Genomic DNA, 20,837 nt, shown 5'->3' on the forward strand with positions numbered 1-20,837 from the left:
AGAGGTGGGCGTATATTAGGGTGAAAATCGGGGAGTGTCAAACGCTTTTCTATAAATAAATTCAGTTTTTGTTGTTGAGTGCATAAAATTAAAACAATTTGCTAAAAATGTTTGAAAAATACATTATTTATGTCGGTTTTTTCAACACTTGTAAAATTGTAGCAATAACTTCTGGATGTGTTAAATATCCTGCAATATCGTGTGGGTGTTCAATCGATGTCTGAATTTGCTGGTTCATGATGGCGGGTTGAAAATCAAATGGTGCCTGACTCAGCGGAAAAGCGCTGAGAAAATCATCATGTGAATAAAAGTTTAACCAATCGCCTGAAATTGCATCAGGCCGCTGTAAAGGTTGAGGTAAGTGGGCTTGGATGACACGAAAAGCCAAAGGTGAGCCTAAGGTGATAAAGCGCTGTATGTTGAGTTCAGGATGTAACAGTGAAAAATGATACGCAATCACGCTACCTAATGAATGTGCAATCAACAGGGTAGGTTTAGTTTGGTGTAATTGCTCATGCAGACGAGTGTGAACTGCCTGAATAAAGTGTGGATTGGATAAATAGAGATAAGTTTCGACCAAAAATTTATGCAAAAGTGTGGCATGTAATTTTGGGAAATAATTCATTAAAACTGCAAAATCGCGTAGCGCAAGATCTTTGCCGAGTGCGGTGATCGATTTGAATGACTGGCTCAATCCAATAGCATCATTGAGGGTGATGTCAGGTAGATTGTTTTGTACAGCGTGATGCTCAAGTACTTTAGGTGATTTTTCTGGGAGTTCAGTACGATGGATAAACGGAAAATGTGGCCACGTTTGAGGCGTCAAGGTGCTGGCTTGAAGCATATTCTGCAAATGATAACGCGTGAGTAAGTCTCCATAAAAAGGCATGCGCATATGGTGCTGTATATACGATAAAAAAGTCTCTTGATGGCTTTGCTTTAAGCCTTGAGACAACAGTGCAAGCCAATGCTGTTCGAGCGAACGTGCAGTTTGTTGCTGTTGATTCATGCCATGGATAAAGATGATCTGCATATTGCACCTCATCGACGGACCAGTTTTTATTCTACTTTTATTAAAATATAGCCATAAAAAAAGAGCAACCGAAGTTACTCTTTTATCGTGTTTGGTATGACAACGCAGATCAATCTTTGTTGTGATACAAGGTGTAGTAGCTGATATAACACGCCACAATGAAGATCATACAGCAGATAAAGCCAGTTAACATTTCTGGGTCAAATACCATACTAATACAGGTAATAAGACAAAATACAAAACCGAGTATCGGCACGATTGGGAAGAGTGGTGCAGCAAAAGCTAAATCTTTGGCAGTTTTGCCTTCTTTATACCACTGACGACGGAAGTTGAATTGGCTTAAACAAATACTCATCCACACTACCACCATGGTAAATGCCGCAACACCTAACAAGTTTTTGAAGATGGTTTCTGGTGCAAATTGCTCAGAAAGTAAGCCCGGCATACCACCGATCATGGTCACAATTACTGCAACATAAGGAATACCGCGCGAGTTCACTTTAGAGAACACTGCAGGTAATTGCTTACTATAGGACAATGACCACATCATTCGAGATGCAGCAAATAAACCTGAGTTTGCAGCAGAAAGTAGGGCTGTGATAATCACAAAGCGGATGATGTCTTCTGCATAAGGAATACCAATGTGCTGGAATACTGTTACGAAAGGTGAACTACTTACACCTTCGGCAGATAAGCCAGCTTCTTGATGGGGTAATAGTGCAGTAATAACAACAATAGTACCCACAAAGAAAATCAATAAGCGGAAAATCGCCGTGTTAATGGCTTTAGGCACATTTTTCGCTGGATCTTTGGTTTCACCCGCAGCAACACCAATCAGCTCAGTACCAGAGAATGCGAAGTTAACAATCAACATTGTAGCGAATATTGGGAACAAGCCTTCAGGGAACCATCCTTGTGCAGTGAGGTTGCTAAACAGCGGTGCAGCTTCATAGCCTCGATAGCCTAAAACACCAAAAATGGCCAATAGACCTAAAATAATAAAGGCAACAACGGTAATCACTTTGACTAAGGCTAGCCAAAATTCAGATTCAGCAAACCATTTGGTTGAAATCATATTCAAGCAGAATACAAAAGCACCAAAGATTAGGGTCCACATCCACATAGAGCTATCTGGGAACCATTCCTGCATTAAAAGTGCAGCAGCAGTAAATTCAGTTCCTAGCGTTACTGACCATGTCAGCCAATACAGCCAAGTGATGGTATAACCCGTACCCGGTCCGATATAGCGTTTAGCATAAGCGCCAAATGAACCAGATTCTGGCATATGTACAGCGAGCTCGCCTAAGCAAAGCATCACCATATAGGCGATAATACCGCCTAAAAAATACGAAATAATGGCACCTACAGGCCCCGTTTGTGCAATGACTTCACCCGAACCAAGAAATAAACCAGTACCGATTGCGCCGCCAAGCGAAATCATCACCAGATGTCGAGTACTCATAGCGCGTTTTAACGGCGCAGAATTGCCCTGATGCGAAGCATCATTCGGAGAATGTGATGACTGCATAGAGAAAAAGGAGAATCAAATAATGAAGCGAGTAATTGTAGAGAAGAATGCAATGATGATGCAATCAATTAATATAAATTATAGATAAATAAACTTTAAGTTTGTCAGAGCTGACAGAAGAGTTGGCGTCCCTACGGGGATTCGAACCCCGGTTACCGCCGTGAAAGGGCGATGTCCTAGGCCTCTAGACGATAGGGACGTTTTGAGGTGGGTGTATAGTACATAGCCCATCTATATTTGTCAAAATAGAGTTTCATTGTTATATTCTAAATGTATATAAATGAAACAAAAACAGAATTTTTTTAATGAAAAATAATTTTAATGAGTTTATTTCTGGAATTTTATTTGAAATCAATCAATTTAATGTGGGCAAAGTCCATGAAAGATTCTATATAGTTTTATTGAATTATTTGCATTGGTTTGAAATTTATACAAATAATTTTTCTTCGTATATTAGTAAATCAGAGTTTGAAAGAATTATTGATGAACTTTTATTTAGGGATTTAGATGGGGAAAGTAGAATTACGTATAATCACCTCAAATCTTTAGATGATTCTCATTATTTTTTAGATATCCAGAGCTTTTTTAAATTATATTTAATCTTAAAGGTTCGAAGATATCAGTTGTCTAGTGATGATGTAGAACTTGAAAAATTAGAAAAAAAATTGGATGTATGTTTTGAGCCAATGTTGTGGAGTAAAGACAAACAAGATTTATTGGTTATTAATCGTGATTTTCCTGAATTTAAAAAACAGATGAATTCAAGTCGGGTGCTTTTGCCACTTTCATTAATAGTTTTTAACTTTACTTTTGTTGAATTAATATCTAATACAAGTTTGAGAGTATCTATCCAAATATTTCTAGCAATAGTAGCTGCGTGTCTTTTAGCTAATGTTTCTAAAGGGGCAAAATCCGAAAAGGACTCATTAGAGTTGAAAGTATGGGATTATATCTTGGTGTTGAGCGAGGATAAAAACTCATTGACGAAAAGCAGTTGAACGATTTCCTTAAATTATAATTTGTACAGTGGTTTTTGTGGATTAAACTGCTCCCACAAATCATTTTTGAATTTATATGGAAACCCTAATTTTTCTCTCATAGGGAAGAGAAATAGTTTCATAAAAAAAGGTGGCTAATGAGCCACCTTAACTATTTTATTTATCGTGATATAACCAATAATAACCTGCATAACATGCTGCCATAAAGATCAGGCAGCCAATAAAGCCTGAAAGCATTTCAGGATCTGCAGCCATACTTAAACCTGTTGCGGTACAGCAGACAAAGCCAAGAATTGGAACCAGCGGGAACCATGGTGTACGGAATTTAAGTTCTGACACGCTATGACCTTGTTTCAGCCATTGGCGACGGAAGTTAAATTGACTCCAGCAAATACTCATCCACACGATCACCATGGTGAAGGCAGCAACCCCCATCAAGTTCTTGAAGATCACATCTGCCCCAAATTGTTCTGACAATAGACCCGGTAAACCACCGATCATAGTGACCAATACAGCAATATAAGGCACACCAGTTTTGCTTAATTTGCCGAAAGCGCGTGGTAATTGTTTTTGTGCAGATAGCGCCCACATCATACGCGATGCAGCATATAAACCAGAGTTAGCTGTAGACAGTAAAGCCGTAATAATAACGAAACGAATCAAGTCTTCTGCATAGGGAATGCCCATCAGGTTAAATACGGAAACGAATGGACTGCTACTTAAGCCGCCATGTCCACCGACATTTAAACCTGCATCGGTATAGGTCAACAGTGAACTGATAACGATAATAGTGCCGACAAAGAAAATGATTAAGCGCCATACCGCAGCATGAATGGCTTTAGGCACATTCTTTTCAGGGTTTTCAGTTTCACCTGCAGCGATACCAATCATCTCCGTACCATTAAAGGCAAAGTTCACGATCAATAGCGTTGCAAACAGTGGGAACAAACCATTTGGCAGCCAACCATGTTCAGTCAGATTGTGGAACATTGGAGCTGATTCATAGCCTTGGAAAGGCACGAAACCAAAGATGCAGGCAAAACCAAGGATGATGAAAATCAACACTGTTGCAACTTTCACCATTGATAACCAAAATTCTGACTCTGCAAACGCACGTGTAGAACTTAGATTGGAGATCAGTACGCCAGCTGCAAAGATCAGTGTCCATAACCAAATAGAGGTTTGTGGAAACCATTCCTGCATCAAAATAGCCGCCGCAGTAAATTCTGTACCTAAGGTGGCAGACCAGCCCAACCAGTACATCCAAGACACCATATAACCGGTACCCGGGCCAATATAATTAGTCGCAAAAGCACCAAAAGAGCCAGAAACAGGTAAATGTACGGCAAGTTCACCCAAACAGAGCATGACCATGTAGGCAATCAAACCGCCAATAATATAGGCAAGAACAGCGCCTAAAGGCCCAGCTTGTGAAATAACTTCACCTGAACCCATAAACAAACCAGTACCAATTGCACCACCAAGTGAGAGCATCACAAGGTGTCGAGTCGTCATCGCACGTTTAAGCGATGGACTTTTACCTTCAGCAGACGAGTGTTGCGAAGGTTCAGAGGGAGATTGCATAGTGAAATGAAAATTGAATGAAAGGTATATTTTATGATTGAATACAGTGAAATGATTGATAAATCGAATTTTTCTTATAATGTGATAATACTGATCTAAAATTTAAATCTTTAGCACTGACCATTAGATTAATGGTCAGGAGTTTGATATTCGGCTTCGGAGGTTGCAGGTACTTGAGTTTGTTCGGTTACAGGGGCTTTGTTGTCATCGCGGCTCACAATATACAGATAGAGTGCAGATGGAAATAAGATGGCTAAAACCAAGAGCAACTTTTTAAACATAGGGTATTCTTACATCAAAATAGATCAAGCTGAAGTATAAACAAAACCAGTCAGGCTGTAATTAATTAAAGTTTACGGTTTTTCTGTTCTAGATTGGATAGGATGACTTGGTAAATGTCGGGGTAGTGTTGTTTAAAGTTCCGTTGTTGCATGATTGTGATGGTTGAAGCATTTGGCTTGATACCCAGTTTTAAAATTTTTTGGGTTAAAGCGAGTTGAGGGGAGCGACCATCAAAATGTGTATTTAGTAAGTTACCATCGGTATATTTTACTGTGAGTCCGATATTCAGGAGATAATCAAAAACATCAGGCAAACCAAAACCGGCAGCTTTGTAGAGTAAATTATATGTTTCTGCACGATAGCCACGGCCGTATGTTTGATGTGTTTTTAATAATCCTAATGCATTATAAAATTCTAATTTAGCAATAATTTCTTGTTCATTAATAGAACCATCGCCATTTTTTAAAGTCCTATTGATGGTATTAAAAGTGACATCGTTTGAGCTGGGTTTGCAATTAGCAGCAATCAGTCGCTTGATATCTTGAAGTGGAAGTATAAGATGCGCTGTGTCACACATTTTTTTAACTTCTTTATTTTTCATTTTACTGTTTTGAATATTTTTATTTTCAAATTCCTGCACTATGGCTGACCAACCATATATGTTTATAAATTTATAATAACGAGATGCATCATTTGTCATCCCTTTGATCTTTTTAAAGTCGTGAATGTTTTTCACTGATGGTGCATTGGTAGCGTGATTTTGTGGCACTGGAGCATTTGCAAAGCAATGCATACTCATTAGCAGGCAGCTGGTAATAACGATGTTTTTCATGGTTTGTGTGCTTTTAATAAATTGTAAACGTCAGGATATTTGGTTGAAAAGTCATTCTGTTCCATTTGTTTATAAACGTTACTATTGGGCTCGATTCCTGCATTCAGTAGTTTTTGAACCAAACTCACAGAAGGGTTACGGCCTTTGATATTGTCTAAAATTAAATTACCATCCACGCCCGTGTAATCGACTCCAATACTCAGCAAATAATCAAAAACGTCTTCAAGCCCCCAACCAATTGTTTTAGATTGCAAAGAGCTTTTTTCTTCATACGGGCCAAATTTATACGTAACGTGTGTTTGTAAAACATTTTCCGACTTGTAGAGTTTTAATTTTTCAATGATTTCGTTTTGATCTATTTTGCCTTCTGTATTGGTTAATGCGCCATTAATAATCATAGAGGATGAACGGCCATTGAGTGGTTTGCAATTTGCTTTAAATAAGCGTTTGGTTTTATCGGCAGTGCTTTGACTCAGTGCAATTTCGCAAAGTTTTTCTATTTCCCCTTTAGGCATTTTACTTTTTAGGATGGTTCCATTTTCAAAATCACGAACGATTGACTCCCAACCGTATTTACTTGCTGTTCGGTAATACTGTATTGCTTCTTCGCTCAATTTTTTGGTTTTTTTCGCTTGTATTTGAGTGTCATGATCGTTGGTTTCGGGAATAGAAGATTCTTGGTCATCATTCAATGCTGTTTGATTTGTCTGATTGGCATCGTGCTCAACAGTATTTGAAAGATTTGTCGGTAGGCTGGCTTCGGGTCTAAAAATGTAGATGAAGATACCGAGACATACTATGCACAGGCCAAAGAGTAAGATTATTTTTTTCATGTTTTAGTCTATTTTAAAATGAATCAAGAGCGTTTTTAAGGCGCTCTTGATAGGGAAGATTAAAATTTAAATGTGACATCAGCAATGAACTGTCGCCCAATTTCAGATCTAAGTCTGTTGGTCGACTCACTAATACCTGGGGTGGTATAGATATTATGTCGATTGGTAATATTGTTAATGGTTAAACCGAATATTGCTTTGTAGTCTTTAGAGAAATTCAAATCATAAGTGGTACGCATATCCCAACTAAATCGAGGTCTAATCGTATCTGTAGCATAGGCTTCCAACAGGACACCATCATGCTCAACTTTGTTTTTTAGTTTATACGTATCTTTATATTCAGATTTGTAGCTTAAGAAGTTATTAATCTTTAATGGTAAATTTGAAAACTCAATGTCCCAACCAAAACGAGCAGTCCAAGGCTGATTGAAATTTTCAACAGGACGTTCATTAAATTGGATGAGGCTGCCGTTAAAGATAATATCGCGATCTTCAGCAGTCGTATTACTGTTAACGTTATATGACTCAGAATAGTCTAAATAATTTTTTTCTGATTCAGTGTAATCAAAGCCAAAGTTAAACCCGTGCAGAGAGTTTTTATATACGACTGGCAGCGTATTTCTGAGTGTGAGTGTGTAAATGTCAGCTTTTGCCTTACCACTATTACTATATTCAAAATGATCGATGGTGTTGCTGGTTGTTGGATCAATAAAACGATTTTTTGTGATTTCATCTTTGCTATCACGATTCACCCATTTCAGACCAAGGTTCCAGTTTTTAACTTGGCTATTAATGGCAAACACAATTTCGTCAGCATAAGGGGTCTTTAAATTGGCACGTTGAACATTGGAATTAGCTAATATTAAATCTGATAACCCAGTTTGAGTCCAATAGTCTTCAGTTTGATTTTTTGTGCGTTTTAAATTGTATTCCAAAAATGCAAGTTGATCTTGCAGTTCAGTGGCTAAGGTATAGTTTGCATAATATCGATTCCATCCCGTAGTGAAGGACAAAAGATCATTTTTTAGCGGTTTATAGTTAAAGGCAGTACGAGGTGCAATATTTAAATTTTTCGACAAGCTTTCATAATCTGCACGTAAACCTAAACGCGCTGAAAAATTATCCCAAGTCGATGTGTTTTCAATGAAGGTATGCACACGTTGTTGGTCAATATTAACTTTACCTTTTTGATAATACTTGCCATTTGTTTGATATTGGCCTTGATAGTTATTTTCATCCGTTGCTTCATCACAAAGAATATCACCTGCCGTACAGCTAATGCCTGAACTAGATGTAAAAGTCTTAGGCTGATTATACATATAGGCATCGTTAGGTCGTTCCCATGCAACTTTAGAATAGTCATAGCCCATACCAAAGCTTAATTGTTGCATGCTGTTACCAATCTGAACGGTATCAAACGCATTTTTTAGACTATACGAAAATGTATCTTGGTGTAATTCAATATCACTACTTGTGGCACCTTCACCAGGATTGGAACTCCAGTTTTTAGTTGGTGTTTGCTTCCAAAGAATGCCGGTAGTTGAATCATTTTCACGTGCTTGGCTTAGCGTTTGATAGCTAATATTTTGTTTTAATGTTGAATTATTGAGTTTACTTTCTAATTCACCAAAAAATGTCAGCGTTTCTGTATTGCTAATACTTTTTGAATTTATTCGCTTATCAACTAAATTTAGACTGTCCAAATCCCCTAAATCAAAGCCAAACTTCGCTTTGGTTGTGTCCGAAGGTGTATAAAAAAGGGTAGTCCCTAAGTTGATATTATTACGCTCGCTTTTGACTTTACTGCGATCTTCTAAACCACTCATTACTGGAACGATGGATTCACGTTTAGAGGCATAACTATTGATGCCCCATTGTTCAGAGAGTTTGCTGTATAGATTCAGGCTTAGGCCGTGTTTTTTATATTCTTTATTATTTGATGATGTTGGATCTTCAAACTCTGCAGCTTCTTCTTCATCGGTAAAATGATAACGTGACCAATCACTTTCCGTGTAGTCGTAAGTAACGGAGCCGTGGATTTTGCCAATTTCAGTATTTGGGGCACAAGTTTCAGCATTAACTACACCACCTGTAAATTCGCCGTATGCTGCAGAAACATTACTATCGATCAATTCTAATTTACAAATTAAATCGGTATTTAGGGCCATCCCTTGTGAGCCACCATCAAGCTTGCCTGAATAGGAGTTGCCGCTTGCCAGTGGGTCAAGGTTATTGGTGGTATTGACGCCGTTAATTACAAATTTATTTCGGTAAGTTTGCGCGCCATTAATAGATATCTCGGATGGTCGTAGCTCAGCCTGTGAATCTGCAGAACGTTGTTCACGGCTAAACTGCACATTTGGATTAACTTTTAAAAAGTCAGTGATGTTTTTAGAGCTATTCGGCGTTTTTTCTAAATCTTCTTTGGTGTAGATGGTTTTACCTACTTCTGGCTTGGCTTTGACTTCAACTTCAATCGGCGTCATTTTGAGGTTATTGCTTTGAATAACTTGAGTTGAATCAATTTCATTGGCATGAGCTTGAGATGCTAAAGCAGTCAAAATTGCGATATTGAGGTGAGAATAGGCAAAGCGCATGGCTGTCAACAATTATGCAGATAAAAACGATAGCGATTATCATTAACTTTACGGGAATAATCAATAGAAATGAGAATTATTTGCAATAAATGTTTTTTAATACACAGAAATTCAGTCAATGAGAATTAAGATAGAAATAGTGATGATTTAAGAATATTCATTCGTTATGAATATTAGAAAAAAGAAAAAGCTTGATAAGAAGTATTGGCGTCCCTACGGGGATTCGAACCCCGGTTACCGCCGTGAAAGGGCGATGTCCTAGGCCTCTAGACGATAGGGACGTTTAGAAGATGGCGGTATCTTATTGATCCGCCATCATAGTGTCAAGTAGGTGAGGGCCGAGTTTGTTCAAAATATAACAGAACAGTTCAGCGGTCTTCTGAGTATCGTAAAGTGCAGAGTGTGCTTCTTTACCATCAAACTCAATACCAGCTTGAATACATGATTTTGCCAGCACAGTTTGTCCAAACATTACAGCGCTCAAAGTCACTGTATCGAATACGGAAAAACTATGGAAAGGATTTTGATTTTTTGTCCCTGTACGTGCAATCGCTGCCTGTACAAAACCTAAGTCAAAATGGGCATTATGACCAACTAAAACCGCGTGTGTGCAGTTCTGTTGGCGACGTACTTCATTTACTGCTTTGAAGATACGTTTTAATGCTGATTTTTCATCTTCAGCCATGGCCATACGCATCGGATTAAATGGATCTACACCAATAAAATCCAGTGAACGACGGTCAAGGTTGGCACCTTCAAATGGATTGATATGTGCATGGTGGGCTTCACCCGGTACAAAATTACCTTCTGCATCATACACAATAGGAATCGCTGCAATTTCCAGTAAGGCATCGGTCTGTGAATTAAAACCTGCTGTTTCGACATCGACAACAACAGGTAGGAATCCACGGAAACGTTGACCAATGACTGGTCGAGTTTCATCTGTCACACTTTTCTCCATTGGATGGTCTTACCCGCATACAACGGAATAATTTTTTCGCCATCCAAATAGTCTAAACTTTCAGGGATCACTTGATCTTCTTTTACCAAGGTAATGGTATTGGTATTTCGAGGGAGTCCGTAGAAGTCTGCACCAAAATGGCTTGCAAAACCTTCTAAACGGTCGATTTTACCGACTTGATCAAATGCTTGAGCGTATAGCTCAATTGCTGTTGGTGCACTATAACATCCTGCACAGCCACATGCATTTTCTTTAGCATTTTTTGAGTGCGGCGCACTGTCTGTACCTAAGAAAAATTTAGGGTTTGCACTGGTCGCGACTTCAAGCAAAGTTTGCTGATGGGTTTGACGTTTTAAAATCGGTAGACAATAGAAATGCGGTTTAATACCACCCACCAACATGTCATTACGGTTAAATAATAAATGTTGCGGTGTAATTGTTGCAGCGACATTACGGTCTTGTTCTAATACAAAATGCGCAGCTTCACTGGTGGTGATGTGTTCTAGTACCAATTTTAATTTAGGGAATTGTTTTAACAGTGGAGACAGTACTTCATCAAGGAAACGTTTTTCACGGTCAAAAATATCGACATGGTTGTGCGTAACTTCACCATGTAACAGTAATGGCACTTGATGTTCTTCGAGTTGCTCAATTACACCATAGACTTTACTAATGTCACTGACACCACTGTCCGAATTCGTGGTTGCACCTGCTGGATAAAGTTTGATGGCATTAACATGCTCAGATTCTTTAATTTTTTTAACTTCACTCGCTGGGGTGTTGTCTGTGAAATAGAGCACCATACGCGGGTCAAAGTGAACACCTTCAGGAACATGTGCCATGATACGTTCACGGTATGCATTTGCTTCTTCAACGGTTTTTACCGGTGGTACGGTGTTTGGCATACAAATCGCGCGAGAGAATTGTTGTGCTAAATCAGGAACTGTACGCTTTAGGGCTAGACCGTCACGTAAATGTGCATGCCAATCATCTGGCTGAAGAAGAGTAATCGTGTTCACAGCGATTCCAAGCTTGGAAATAAAACAAATGATAATGCAAATAATGTGAAAATGGTAACGAGATTTCTGTACAAATGACTGAACAGATATAAATTAAGAATAAAACTGTGGTATTTTTAAATGACTAAAAGAATTAGATAAATGCTTGGAAATGGAATACAAGTATAACCTTGCAAAGTTGCAATACGATAAAGAAAAAATAGAGGAACTGATTACACGGCAAACTCGTCGTGTAGGGGAAATGTTTCCTAAAAAACTGGAAACGCAATTTTGGACTTTAAACCTCGATCGTGCGCAAACCAACATACGTCATTTTTTTTGGATGGGGGTGTTGATCTACTTTGTGCTGACCATGCTGATCATTCCTGGAGATTATTGGATTATTGATCAACAGCATTTTGTGCATGATTTTATTCATTGTTTGGTCGGACAGCTCAATGGTGCGCTGTGTCTTTTGACTTTATATGCCTTTGCCCGTTACGACCGTCTGAAACCTTATTTTTCACATGCCAGTATGTTTGTGGTGTTCTGGGCAGTTATTACAATGTCTTGGCTCACCATGACCGTGTATACCGAAGCACTTAAACATCAGGCCATGATGATCCTTTGTATGATTTACATCTTGAGCTACATTTTGACGGGGGTGAAACCGGTCCAAATGTTGATGTCTGGCTTGTTGGCTGCTGTGGTCACCATGTTGATGCTTTTTTCATTAGAAGTGAAATTTGATATGATGGTGTTGGGGCGTGTACTGATTGGAAGCTGTGTATTGGGTTTTGCAATCAGTAAGATGCTCTGTGCGCGTGAAAGGATGATTTTTTTGAATATGCTGCGCGCGGATATTAGTGAAAAAATCCATCGTATTCATACCACAGAGCTTTTGCATTTAAGTCAGCATGATGAATTAACCAAGATTTCAAATCGACGTACTTTTGATGAAATGCTTGATACCTTTTATGAGCAATCTCGACGTAATAACACCTCGCTTGCTGTGCTATTTATCGATGTTGATCATTTTAAAAACTATAACGATTTCTACGGTCATCAAAAAGGCGATGATGTAATTTCAACCATTGCCAAAACCATTAAAAATGCCATTCGACATATGGATTTTGTAGCGCGATATGGTGGTGAAGAATTTGTGGTTTTATTGCCTGAAACCGATGCGCATGGTGCTTATGCGGTAGCGTCAAATATTTATAAAGCAATCGATCGTTTAGAAATTCCACATGCCAAATCACAGGTTTCAAATCACGTCACTATTAGTTTGGGTATTACGGTATATCGTGCTGAAAATATGACGAAGGATGAACTGTTAAATATTGCCGATCAGGCGTTGTATCGTGCGAAACAATTAGGCCGGAATCAAATTTACTATCAGTCGATTCGTTCAGCACATGTGGCTTAATGTTTAATAAAATTGAGAACTTCTCTGAAATCGGCAATAAAAAACCGCGCAAAATGCGCGGTTTTTTATGACTCAACAAATCTTATTTGTTTTTGTCTTTTAATTGAGGCACTGCAGAACCTGTACCTACTGCAAGTAAGCCAGAGTTTGTGTAGATACCTAATTTAGCGCGAGTATCTGTGATATCCAAGTTACGCATAGTCAATTGACCGATACGGTCAGCAGGACTAAACATAGAGTCACCTTTCTCCATAGTTAAACGCTCAGCTTCATAAGTGAGGTTAGGAGATTCAGTGTTTAGAATAGTGTAGTCATTACCACGACGAAGTTCTAAAGTCACAGTACCAGTGATTGCTTTAGCAACCCAACGCTGCGCAGTTTCACGAAGCATTAATGATTGAGAATCGAACCAACGACCTTGGTAAAGAAGACGACCTAAACGCAGACCGTTAATACGGTATTGTTCGATGGTGTCTTCGTTATGAATACCAGTCACTAAACGTTCATAAGCGATATGAAGAAGTGCCATACCCGGAGCTTCGTAGATACCACGAGATTTTGCTTCAATGATACGGTTTTCGATTTGGTCAGACATACCTAGACCATGACGACCACCGATACGGTTAGCTTCAAGAATGAACTCAACTGGGTTTTCGATGCGTTTGCCATTTAATGCAACAGGGAAGCCTTCTTCGAAAGTTACAGAAACTTCTTCAGCTTTTACTTCTACGTCATCTTTCCAGAACGCAACGCCCATGATTGGGTCTACGATTTTGATACCCGCATTAAGGTATTCAAGATCTTTTGCTTCGTGAGTCGCACCTAACATGTTTGAGTCAGTTGAGTACGCTTTCTCTTTTGACATTTTGTAGTCAAAACCATTGTCGATCAGGAACTGTGACATTTCTGCACGGCCGCCTAGCTCGTCAATGAAAGTTTGGTCTAACCAAGGTTTGTAAATTTTTAGCGATGGGTTAGTCAACAGACCATAACGATAGAAACGTTCAATGTCGTTACCTTTATAAGTCGAACCGTCACCCCAGATGTTTACGTCATCTTCTTTCATTGCGGTTACAAGCATCGTACCTGTAACTGCACGACCAAGAGGAGTCGTGTTGAAATAAGGCATACCACCAGTTGAAATGTGGAAAGCGCCACATTGAATAGCCGCAATACCTTCTAAAGCAAGTTGTAAACGACAATCAACTAAGCGAGCTTTAACTGCGCCATACGCTTCCGCTTTTTTTGGAATCGCATCGTAGTCGTCTTCATCAGGTTGACCTAAGTTTGCTGTGTAAGCATAAGGTTCTGCACCTTTTTGTTTCATCCACAAAAGCGCAGCTGAAGTATCTAGACCACCAGAGAAGGCAATACCAACTTTTTTGCCAACTGGGACATTCTGCAAGATAGTTGCATTATCAGTCATTGTTAATCCTAACGATATAAATATAGGCACCGAGAATGGGTGGCCTGAAAGAATACATATATGTGCATGATTGTAGCACTTTTCTGCGGGGTTTTTCTAAAAAATCATGAGATACAAGCGATGAGGTGGAAAAAAATGATCGTTGAAATCTATTGGTGAATACTTCATCCAGTTTTTGCGGGCGGAAAATGCGTTTTCTGAATGGAATAGGATGTAAATATAAAGAAATCTATTTGATTTAAATTAATGGTCATACCATTATTGGGTTAATTTGGTTTTTATGCTTTTCATTGAAATGAGACTGAGGTCAAACAAAGCGTGGTTATTAGACTAAAGTATATTTTATAAAGTTTAGTTGTAAATAATAAATACAAAACAGATATTTAAAAGTTGATATGGAGATTTTTAAACGGAAAAATAATGTTTTTGTATTTTATATTGGTCATACCAAAAACAAGAAAAGCTTGAATGATTGAGTTGAAATAATTAAAAATTGCGGAGTATTTCAGCAATAGTATGAGTTTTTATGTGTTTAATATTTATATTGGTCATACCAATGATAAAAAGACCACATGCTGATATTGCTCAATAATTAAATCTTAGTAAGCATTTCAAGGAGATGACAATGCTTCAATGGCAGCAAATATATGACCCAATGGGGAATATATGGATATCAAGTTTAATTGCGCTCATTCCGATTATCTTTTTTTTCTTGGCGCTTGCTGTATTTCGTTTAAAAGGCAGTGTGGCAGGTACGATCACCGTTGTACTGGCACTGTTGGTGTCTTTATTTGCCTATGACATGCCTGCGCTTATGGCATTGGCTTCGATGGTCTACGGTTTTTTCTATGGTTTATGGCCGATCGCATGGATCATTATTGGTGCGGTGTTCCTGTATAAAATCTCAGTCAAAACAGGGCAGTTTGACATCATCCGTTCTTCGATACTTTCCATTACTGAAGATCAACGTTTACAGATGCTATTAGTCGGCTTTGCTTTCGGTACTTTCCTAGAAGGTGCTGCGGGCTTTGGTGCTCCTGTGGCGATTACCGCAGCACTATTGGTAGGTTTAGGCTTTAAACCTTTATATGCGGCAGGTCTTTGTCTGATCGTAAATACAGCGCCAGTGGCTTTTGGTGCGATGGGTATTCCAATTATCGTTGCTGGACAAGTGTCTGGTGTAGATACGATGGAAATCAGTCAGATGGTTGGTCGACAGCTGCCATTTATGGTGCCGATTGTACTGTTTTGGATTATGGCGATTATGGATGGCTGGCGCGGTGTGAAGGAAACTTGGCCTGCGGTTGTGGTTGGGGCGAGTAGCTTTGCGATTGCACAGTACCTAACCTCGAACTTTGTCGGTCCTGAATTACCCGATATTACTGCGGCGATTGCCTCTTTAGTGTCATTAACGATTTTATTTAAATATTGGCAGCCTAAACATATTTTCCGCTTTGCAGATCAAGATGCGACGATGAGTGAAGATGTTGCTGCACAAAAACAGCAAAAATATAGCTTGGGTCAAATTGCAAAAGCGTGGTCGCCATTTGCGATCTTAACGGTGATGGTCACGATCTGGAGTATTAAACCGTTTAAGGATTTATTTACCAAAGACGGTGCTTTACATGATTTGGTTATTTCGATCAAAGTGCCATTCTTACACCAATTAGTTCAAAAGATGCCGCCAGTCGTACCTGAAATGAAGGACTACGATGCCATCTATAAATTTGATTGGTTTTCGGCAACAGGTACGGCAATTGTCATTGCTGCGATCATTACCATTATTTTCTTAAAAATGAAGCCGAAAGACGCGATTGTGACCTTTGGTGAAACCATTAATGAATTAAAAATTCCAATTTATTCGATTGGGATGGTGTTGTCTTTTGCTTTTATCGCCAACTATTCAGGTATGTCTTCGACCTTGGCTTTGGCCCTTGCACATACAGGTCAAGCCTTTACCTTCTTCTCGCCATTTTTAGGATGGCTTGGTGTATTCCTCACGGGTTCAGATACGTCAGCCAATGCACTATTTGCTGCATTACAGGCAACTACTGCACAGCAAATTGGTGTGCCAGAAGTATTACTCGTTGCTGCCAATACCAGTGGTGGTGTGACTGGAAAAATGATTTCTCCGCAGTCAATTGCAATTGCATGTGCGGCAGTTGGCTTGGTAGGTAAAGAGTCTGATTTATTCCGTTTTACCGTAAAACACAGTATAACGTTCACAATCATGATGGGGATTTTAATCACCCTACAAGCTTATGTGTTCCCTTGGATGATTCCATAACACGCATTGTGTAACAACGTTAAGGAAAGCAGATGAAAGTCTCTGATAAAATTGTTCAAAGTCTTCGTGTATTGATTGAAGAAAGCAATATGCAAGTTGGAGATCGTCTGCCTGCTGAACGGAAACTGTGTGAACAACTTGGCGTCTCACGCACCTCTTTACGCGAAGCGATTTCTCAATTGACCAGCATGGGCGTGTTGGTCAGTAAAGTCGGTGCGGGGACTTTTTTAAAGCAATTACCTGCGACTTGGTCGAGTTATCAAATTGTGCAGCCCATCAGCAGTTTGATTAGTGAAGACCCTGCCTACCGTTTTGATGTGCAAGAGGCGCGCATTATTTTGGAAGGTGGTACCGCATGGTATGCGGCACAACGTGCTACAGCAGAGGACTTGGCACATATCCGACATTATTATGATCAGATCAATCATTTTCAGGCTTTAGGCAATGACGATGAAGCAGCGCGTGCAGATGCCAAATTTCATTTAGCAATTGCTGAAGCATCACATAATTTAGTGTTGATTCAGATGATGCGTGGTCTATTTGATCTGTTGCAATTTAATGTCGTTTTAGGTCGTCGAAAAGTTTATAGCGAAGCACACCGATTTGATCAATTGCATGATCAGCACTTCCAAGTCATGAATGCAATTGAACGTCGTGATCCTGAAGCTGCACGTAAAGCAGTCTGTGGACACATTGAGTTTGTAGTACAACAGGTGCGCATGATTGATGAAGAAGAAGCTCGTCGTCAGCGTGCCAGTCGATTAAACAGGATATAAGCATGATTATTTCTTCTGCCAATGACTATCGTGAAGCGGCACGTCGTCGTTTACCGCCATTTTTATTTCATTACATCGATGGCGGGGCGTATGCCGAATATACCTTAAAGCGTAATGTAGAAGATTTATCAAAAATAGCGTTGCGTCAACGTGTGCTGAATGACATGTCACAGCTGAGTTTAGAAACCCAACTGTTTAATGAAACCTTATCAATGCCTGTGGCTTTATCACCTGTGGGTTTAACCGGGATGTATGCACGCCGCGGCGAAGTTCAAGCAGCAGTAGCCGCAGATAAAAAGGGCATTCCATTTACGCTGTCTACCGTTTCAGTATGTCCTATTGAAGAGGTGTCGCCAGCGATTCAGCGTCCCATGTGGTTTCAGTTATATGTGCTACGTGACCGTGGCTTTATGAAAAATGCCTTAGAACGTGCCAAAGCTGCAGGCTGTTCAACTTTAGTGTTTACCGTGGATATGCCTGTTCCGGGCGCGCGTTACCGTGATGCGCACTCAGGGATGAGCGGGCCAAATGCAGCCATGCGCCGTTATATGCAGTCGTGTTTCCATCCACACTGGGCATGGAATGTGGGTTTATTAGGTCGTCCGCATGACTTAGGGAATATTTCTAAATACTTGGGCAAACCAACAGGTTTAGAAGATTATATCGGCTGGTTGGGTAATAACTTTGACCCATCAATTTCATGGAAAGATCTTGAGTGGATTCGTGAATTTTGGGATGGACCGATGGTTATTAAAGGCATACTTGACCCTGAAGATGCCAAAGATGCTGTGCGTTTTGGTGCAGATGGCATCGTGGTGTCAAACCATGGTGGCCGTCAGCTCGATGGGGTTTTATCTTCAGCGCGTGCATTGCCACCAATTGCCGATGCCGTAAAAGGCGATATTAAAATTCTTGCGGACTCAGGTATTCGAAATGGTTTAGATGTGGTGCGTATGCTGGCTTTGGGTGCGGATACCTGTATGCTCGGTCGCGCCTTTGTTTATGCGCTCGGTGCAGCAGGTGGTGAAGGTGTTTCCAATCTTTTAGAACTGATTGATAAAGAAATGCGTGTTGCGATGACCTTAACAGGTGCAAAAACCATTGCGGATATTACATCTGATTGTTTGGTGAAGTTAGAGAAAGAGTTGGCTGGGTGATTTTTTGAATCGATCTCTTGGGAAAGTTATTTGTCATCAAAAAAATTAGCAATGAAAGTTCCCTCTCTTTGCAGGAGAGGGTTAGGGAGAGGTGTTTATTGAATAATTCTCCTAACCCTCTTGCGTAGCGTTGCTACTCATCCCAAAGGGAGAAGGGATATTCATTATAGATTTTAATAACAATGACTAAAAACTTTTGATATGTGCAAATAAACCTACGTTGTTTAAAATTATTTAAATCAATATTTTTTCATTGCATAACAATGCTATTCCTCTTTATCAAGGAGAGAAAATATTGAAAATGGAAAATTCTACGAGCATGCAAACTCAATCATTACAAACCATTCAAAACCTCATCAACATCGTCGGTAAGCAACACGTTTTAACTGAAGATAAAGACACACGTTTATACCGCCAAGGTCGCCGTTACGGTGCAGGAAAAGTATTGGCTGTGGTTACACCGGGCTCTTTGCTTGAGCAATGGCAAGTGCTGCAAGCGGCTGTGGATGCAAATTGTATTGTGATTATGCAAGCCGCCAATACAGGTCTGACAGGTGGTTCAACGCCTTTTGGTGATGACTATGACCGTCCTGTGGTGCTGATAAGTACACGTCGTTTGGTTGGCATCCAAGTGATTAATGAAGGTAAACAAGTCATTTGCCTACCGGGGGCAACATTAGACAAGCTTGAAAAAGATTTGCTGCCATTTAATCGTGAACCTCATTCGGTGATTGGTTCTTCGTGTATTGGGGCATCGGTTTTGGGCGGCGTGTGCAATAACTCAGGTGGTGCTTTGGTACGCCGCGGTCCTGCCTATACAGAGCTTGCACTGTATGCACAAGTGAATGAGTCAGGTGAGTTAGAGTTGGTCAATCATCTAGGTGTCCATCTTGGCAATACGCCTGAAGAAATCCTCACAGCGCTGGAAAATAAAAATTATCAAATCAATGATATTGTGAATAATTCAAGTTGCTGTGCCTCTGATCAGCGCTATTCACATGATGTTAAACAAGTTGATGAAAATACGCCTGCACGTTTCAATGCTGATCCAAGCCGCTTATTTGAAGCATCGGGTTCAGCGGGTAAAGTGTGTGTCTTTGCCGTACGTTTAGATACCTTTGAAAAGATTCCAAGTCAGGTGTTTTATGTAGGAACCAATTCACATGATGATTTGACGGAAATTCGCCGTTTTTTACTAAAAGATTTGCCGCGCTTGCCGATTGCAGGTGAGTACATTCATCGCGTGGCATATGACATTGGGGCTGAGTACGGCAAAGATTCTTTTGTATTTATTGAAAAATTTGGCACGGCAAAAGTTCCAGCTGCTTTTGCCATGAAAGATAAAGTCGATGGCTATTTAGAAAAACTGGGCTTGCGAGGTTTGTCAGATAAAGTCTTGCAGCTAGTGACAAAATTTTTGCCGAATCATTTGCCGAAACGGATGAATGCCTTCCGTGATTTATATGAACATCATTTGATGATTCGTATTGAAAATCAGGATGTTGATCAAGTTGATGCGTATTTGAAAACGTATTTTTTAGATAAAACGGCAGGCAATTATTTTAAATGCACAGACGAAGAAGGGCGTAAAGCATTTTTACACCGTTTTGCGGTGGCAGGTGCTGCAATTCGTTATCGTGATACGCATCGTTCGGAAGTGGAAGATATTGTTGCGCTGGATATTGCGCTACGTCGCAATGATCGAGAGTGGGTAGAAACTTTGCCGAAAGCCATGGATGAGCAAATTATCCATAAACTCTATTATGGACATTTTCTCTGTCATGTTTTTCATCAAGATTATATTGTGAAAAAAGGTGTAGATCCTTTGGTAATGGAACATGCAATGTGGCATTTACTCGATGATCGTGGTGCTGAATATCCTGCGGAACACAATGTTGGACATTTATATGTTGCCAAGCCTGCATTAAAAAATCATTATCAAAAGTTGGATCCAACCAATAGCTTTAATGTCGGGATTGGGCAAACCAGTAAGCTGAAGCATTGGAAATAATGCTTTTAAAAATAACACGCCGTGATGTGAAATATCACGGCTTTTTTTATGGTTAGAGGATTTATATATCAGGCGGTATTGACCATAAAAGCGAAGAATATTTTC

The 20,837-nt window shown here is 39.7% G+C and carries 16 protein-coding genes and 2 tRNA genes; 6 read left to right on the forward strand and 12 right to left on the reverse strand.

Features of this window, described 5'->3' with window-relative positions:
- Nucleotides 1-127: 127 nt before the first annotated feature.
- The 3 genes from FTV04_RS06565 to FTV04_RS06575 all read right to left on the reverse strand — a co-directional run bounded on the left by FTV04_RS06565 (nucleotide 128) and on the right by FTV04_RS06575 (nucleotide 2,760).
- Nucleotides 128-1,033 (reverse strand): alpha/beta fold hydrolase, encoded by a 906-nt coding sequence (locus FTV04_RS06565; protein ID WP_180089077.1) that lies wholly within the window; start codon nucleotides 1,031-1,033, stop codon nucleotides 128-130.
- Nucleotides 1,034-1,142: 109 nt separating this feature from the next.
- Nucleotides 1,143-2,561: an amino acid permease gene (locus FTV04_RS06570; RefSeq protein ID WP_078189154.1), complete on the reverse strand. Its 1,419-nt coding sequence runs from the start codon at nucleotides 2,559-2,561 to the stop codon at nucleotides 1,143-1,145.
- A gap of 123 nt (nucleotides 2,562-2,684) precedes the next feature.
- Nucleotides 2,685-2,760, reverse strand: a tRNA-Glu gene (locus tag FTV04_RS06575).
- 106 nt (nucleotides 2,761-2,866) lie between these two features.
- Between FTV04_RS06575 and FTV04_RS06580 the strand changes: the two genes are divergently transcribed.
- Entirely contained in the window at nucleotides 2,867-3,559 is a 693-nt protein-coding gene (locus FTV04_RS06580) for a hypothetical protein (protein ID WP_180089078.1), read from the forward strand.
- 156 nt (nucleotides 3,560-3,715) lie between these two features.
- On the opposite strand, the gene FTV04_RS06585 is transcribed toward FTV04_RS06580, so the two are convergent.
- From FTV04_RS06585 to pyrC, 8 genes are all read right to left on the reverse strand, one after another.
- Nucleotides 3,716-5,143, reverse strand: coding sequence for an amino acid permease (locus FTV04_RS06585; RefSeq protein ID WP_078192919.1), 1,428 nt, complete (start codon nucleotides 5,141-5,143; stop codon nucleotides 3,716-3,718).
- 128 nt (nucleotides 5,144-5,271) lie between these two features.
- Complete coding sequence (locus FTV04_RS06590) at nucleotides 5,272-5,424, reverse strand: hypothetical protein (protein ID WP_180004134.1); 153 nt, start codon at nucleotides 5,422-5,424, stop codon at nucleotides 5,272-5,274.
- A gap of 65 nt (nucleotides 5,425-5,489) precedes the next feature.
- The gene (locus FTV04_RS06595; RefSeq protein WP_180089079.1) at nucleotides 5,490-6,257 is read right to left on the reverse strand and encodes a hypothetical protein; all 768 of its coding nucleotides are present in this window, start codon (nucleotides 6,255-6,257) and stop codon (nucleotides 5,490-5,492) included.
- Nucleotides 6,254-7,090 carry a hypothetical protein gene (locus FTV04_RS06600; RefSeq protein ID WP_180089080.1) on the reverse strand — a complete coding sequence of 279 codons (837 nt, stop codon included), beginning with the start codon at nucleotides 7,088-7,090 and terminating at the stop codon, nucleotides 6,254-6,256. Before FTV04_RS06600 ends, FTV04_RS06595 begins: the two co-directional genes overlap by 4 nt.
- A 59-nt stretch (nucleotides 7,091-7,149) precedes the next feature.
- Nucleotides 7,150-9,687, reverse strand: a complete 2,538-nt coding sequence (locus FTV04_RS06605; protein WP_180089081.1) for a TonB-dependent receptor plug domain-containing protein — start codon at nucleotides 9,685-9,687, stop codon at nucleotides 7,150-7,152.
- A gap of 205 nt (nucleotides 9,688-9,892) precedes the next feature.
- Nucleotides 9,893-9,968 (reverse strand) — tRNA-Glu (locus tag FTV04_RS06610).
- 20 nt (nucleotides 9,969-9,988) lie between these two features.
- On the reverse strand, nucleotides 9,989-10,648 hold the full coding sequence (rnt, locus tag FTV04_RS06615; protein WP_078189149.1) for a ribonuclease T: 660 nt from the start codon (nucleotides 10,646-10,648) through the stop codon (nucleotides 9,989-9,991).
- Nucleotides 10,633-11,667 carry a dihydroorotase gene (pyrC, locus tag FTV04_RS06620; protein WP_111885770.1) on the reverse strand — a complete coding sequence of 345 codons (1,035 nt, stop codon included), beginning with the start codon at nucleotides 11,665-11,667 and terminating at the stop codon, nucleotides 10,633-10,635. The genes rnt and pyrC overlap by 16 nt, the downstream gene beginning before the upstream one ends.
- Before the next feature lie 151 nt (nucleotides 11,668-11,818).
- Here pyrC and FTV04_RS06625 point away from each other — a divergent pair, with 151 nt between their 5' ends.
- Nucleotides 11,819-13,075: a diguanylate cyclase gene (locus FTV04_RS06625; RefSeq protein WP_180089082.1), complete on the forward strand. Its 1,257-nt coding sequence runs from the start codon at nucleotides 11,819-11,821 to the stop codon at nucleotides 13,073-13,075.
- Nucleotides 13,076-13,157: 82 nt separating this feature from the next.
- Here the strand turns inward: FTV04_RS06625 and argG are convergent, their stop codons facing one another.
- Nucleotides 13,158-14,501 carry an argininosuccinate synthase gene (gene argG / locus FTV04_RS06630; RefSeq protein ID WP_078189146.1) on the reverse strand — a complete coding sequence of 448 codons (1,344 nt, stop codon included), beginning with the start codon at nucleotides 14,499-14,501 and terminating at the stop codon, nucleotides 13,158-13,160.
- A 619-nt stretch (nucleotides 14,502-15,120) separates the two neighbouring features.
- On the opposite strand from argG, the gene lldP reads away from it, so the two are divergent.
- The 4 genes from lldP (at nucleotide 15,121) to dld (ending at nucleotide 20,732) form a co-directional block, all read left to right on the forward strand.
- Nucleotides 15,121-16,788, forward strand: a complete 1,668-nt coding sequence (gene lldP / locus FTV04_RS06635) for an L-lactate permease (protein ID WP_180004194.1) — start codon at nucleotides 15,121-15,123, stop codon at nucleotides 16,786-16,788.
- A 32-nt stretch (nucleotides 16,789-16,820) separates the two neighbouring features.
- Nucleotides 16,821-17,564, forward strand: coding sequence for a transcriptional regulator LldR (gene lldR, locus FTV04_RS06640; RefSeq protein ID WP_180089083.1), 744 nt, complete (start codon nucleotides 16,821-16,823; stop codon nucleotides 17,562-17,564).
- A gap of 2 nt (nucleotides 17,565-17,566) precedes the next feature.
- Nucleotides 17,567-18,721: an FMN-dependent L-lactate dehydrogenase LldD gene (gene lldD / locus FTV04_RS06645; RefSeq protein ID WP_180004197.1), complete on the forward strand. Its 1,155-nt coding sequence runs from the start codon at nucleotides 17,567-17,569 to the stop codon at nucleotides 18,719-18,721.
- Between the two features lie 319 nt (nucleotides 18,722-19,040).
- Nucleotides 19,041-20,732 (forward strand): D-lactate dehydrogenase, encoded by a 1,692-nt coding sequence (gene dld / locus FTV04_RS06650; RefSeq protein WP_180089084.1) that lies wholly within the window; start codon nucleotides 19,041-19,043, stop codon nucleotides 20,730-20,732.
- Nucleotides 20,733-20,837 lie beyond the last annotated feature (105 nt).

This window comes from Acinetobacter sp. YH12219 (assembly GCF_013417875.1).
In the GTDB taxonomy this organism is placed as follows: Bacteria; Pseudomonadota; Gammaproteobacteria; order Pseudomonadales; family Moraxellaceae; genus Acinetobacter; species Acinetobacter amyesii.

What these genes read in the sequence shown, in the direction of transcription:
- FTV04_RS06590 (WP_180004134.1), bottom strand. Translation starts at nt 5,424, where the DNA reads ATGTTTAAAAAGTTGCTCTTGGTTTTAGCCATCTTATTTCCATCTGCA.
- FTV04_RS06585 (WP_078192919.1), bottom strand. Translation starts at nt 5,143, where the DNA reads ATGCAATCTCCCTCTGAACCTTCGCAACACTCGTCTGCTGAAGGTAAA.
- argG (WP_078189146.1), bottom strand. Translation starts at nt 14,501, where the DNA reads ATGACTGATAATGCAACTATCTTGCAGAATGTCCCAGTTGGCAAAAAA.
- rnt (WP_078189149.1), bottom strand. Translation starts at nt 10,648, where the DNA reads ATGGAGAAAAGTGTGACAGATGAAACTCGACCAGTCATTGGTCAACGT.
- FTV04_RS06565 (WP_180089077.1), bottom strand. Translation starts at nt 1,033, where the DNA reads ATGCAGATCATCTTTATCCATGGCATGAATCAACAGCAACAAACTGCA.
- FTV04_RS06600 (WP_180089080.1), bottom strand. Translation starts at nt 7,090, where the DNA reads ATGAAAAAAATAATCTTACTCTTTGGCCTGTGCATAGTATGTCTCGGT.
- lldR (WP_180089083.1), top strand. Translation starts at nt 16,821, where the DNA reads ATGAAAGTCTCTGATAAAATTGTTCAAAGTCTTCGTGTATTGATTGAA.
- FTV04_RS06625 (WP_180089082.1), top strand. Translation starts at nt 11,819, where the DNA reads ATGGAATACAAGTATAACCTTGCAAAGTTGCAATACGATAAAGAAAAA.
- lldD (WP_180004197.1), top strand. Translation starts at nt 17,567, where the DNA reads ATGATTATTTCTTCTGCCAATGACTATCGTGAAGCGGCACGTCGTCGT.
- dld (WP_180089084.1), top strand. Translation starts at nt 19,041, where the DNA reads ATGCAAACTCAATCATTACAAACCATTCAAAACCTCATCAACATCGTC.
- FTV04_RS06580 (WP_180089078.1), top strand. Translation starts at nt 2,867, where the DNA reads ATGAAAAATAATTTTAATGAGTTTATTTCTGGAATTTTATTTGAAATC.
- FTV04_RS06605 (WP_180089081.1), bottom strand. Translation starts at nt 9,687, where the DNA reads ATGCGCTTTGCCTATTCTCACCTCAATATCGCAATTTTGACTGCTTTA.
- FTV04_RS06595 (WP_180089079.1), bottom strand. Translation starts at nt 6,257, where the DNA reads ATGAAAAACATCGTTATTACCAGCTGCCTGCTAATGAGTATGCATTGC.
- FTV04_RS06570 (WP_078189154.1), bottom strand. Translation starts at nt 2,561, where the DNA reads ATGCAGTCATCACATTCTCCGAATGATGCTTCGCATCAGGGCAATTCT.
- lldP (WP_180004194.1), top strand. Translation starts at nt 15,121, where the DNA reads ATGACAATGCTTCAATGGCAGCAAATATATGACCCAATGGGGAATATA.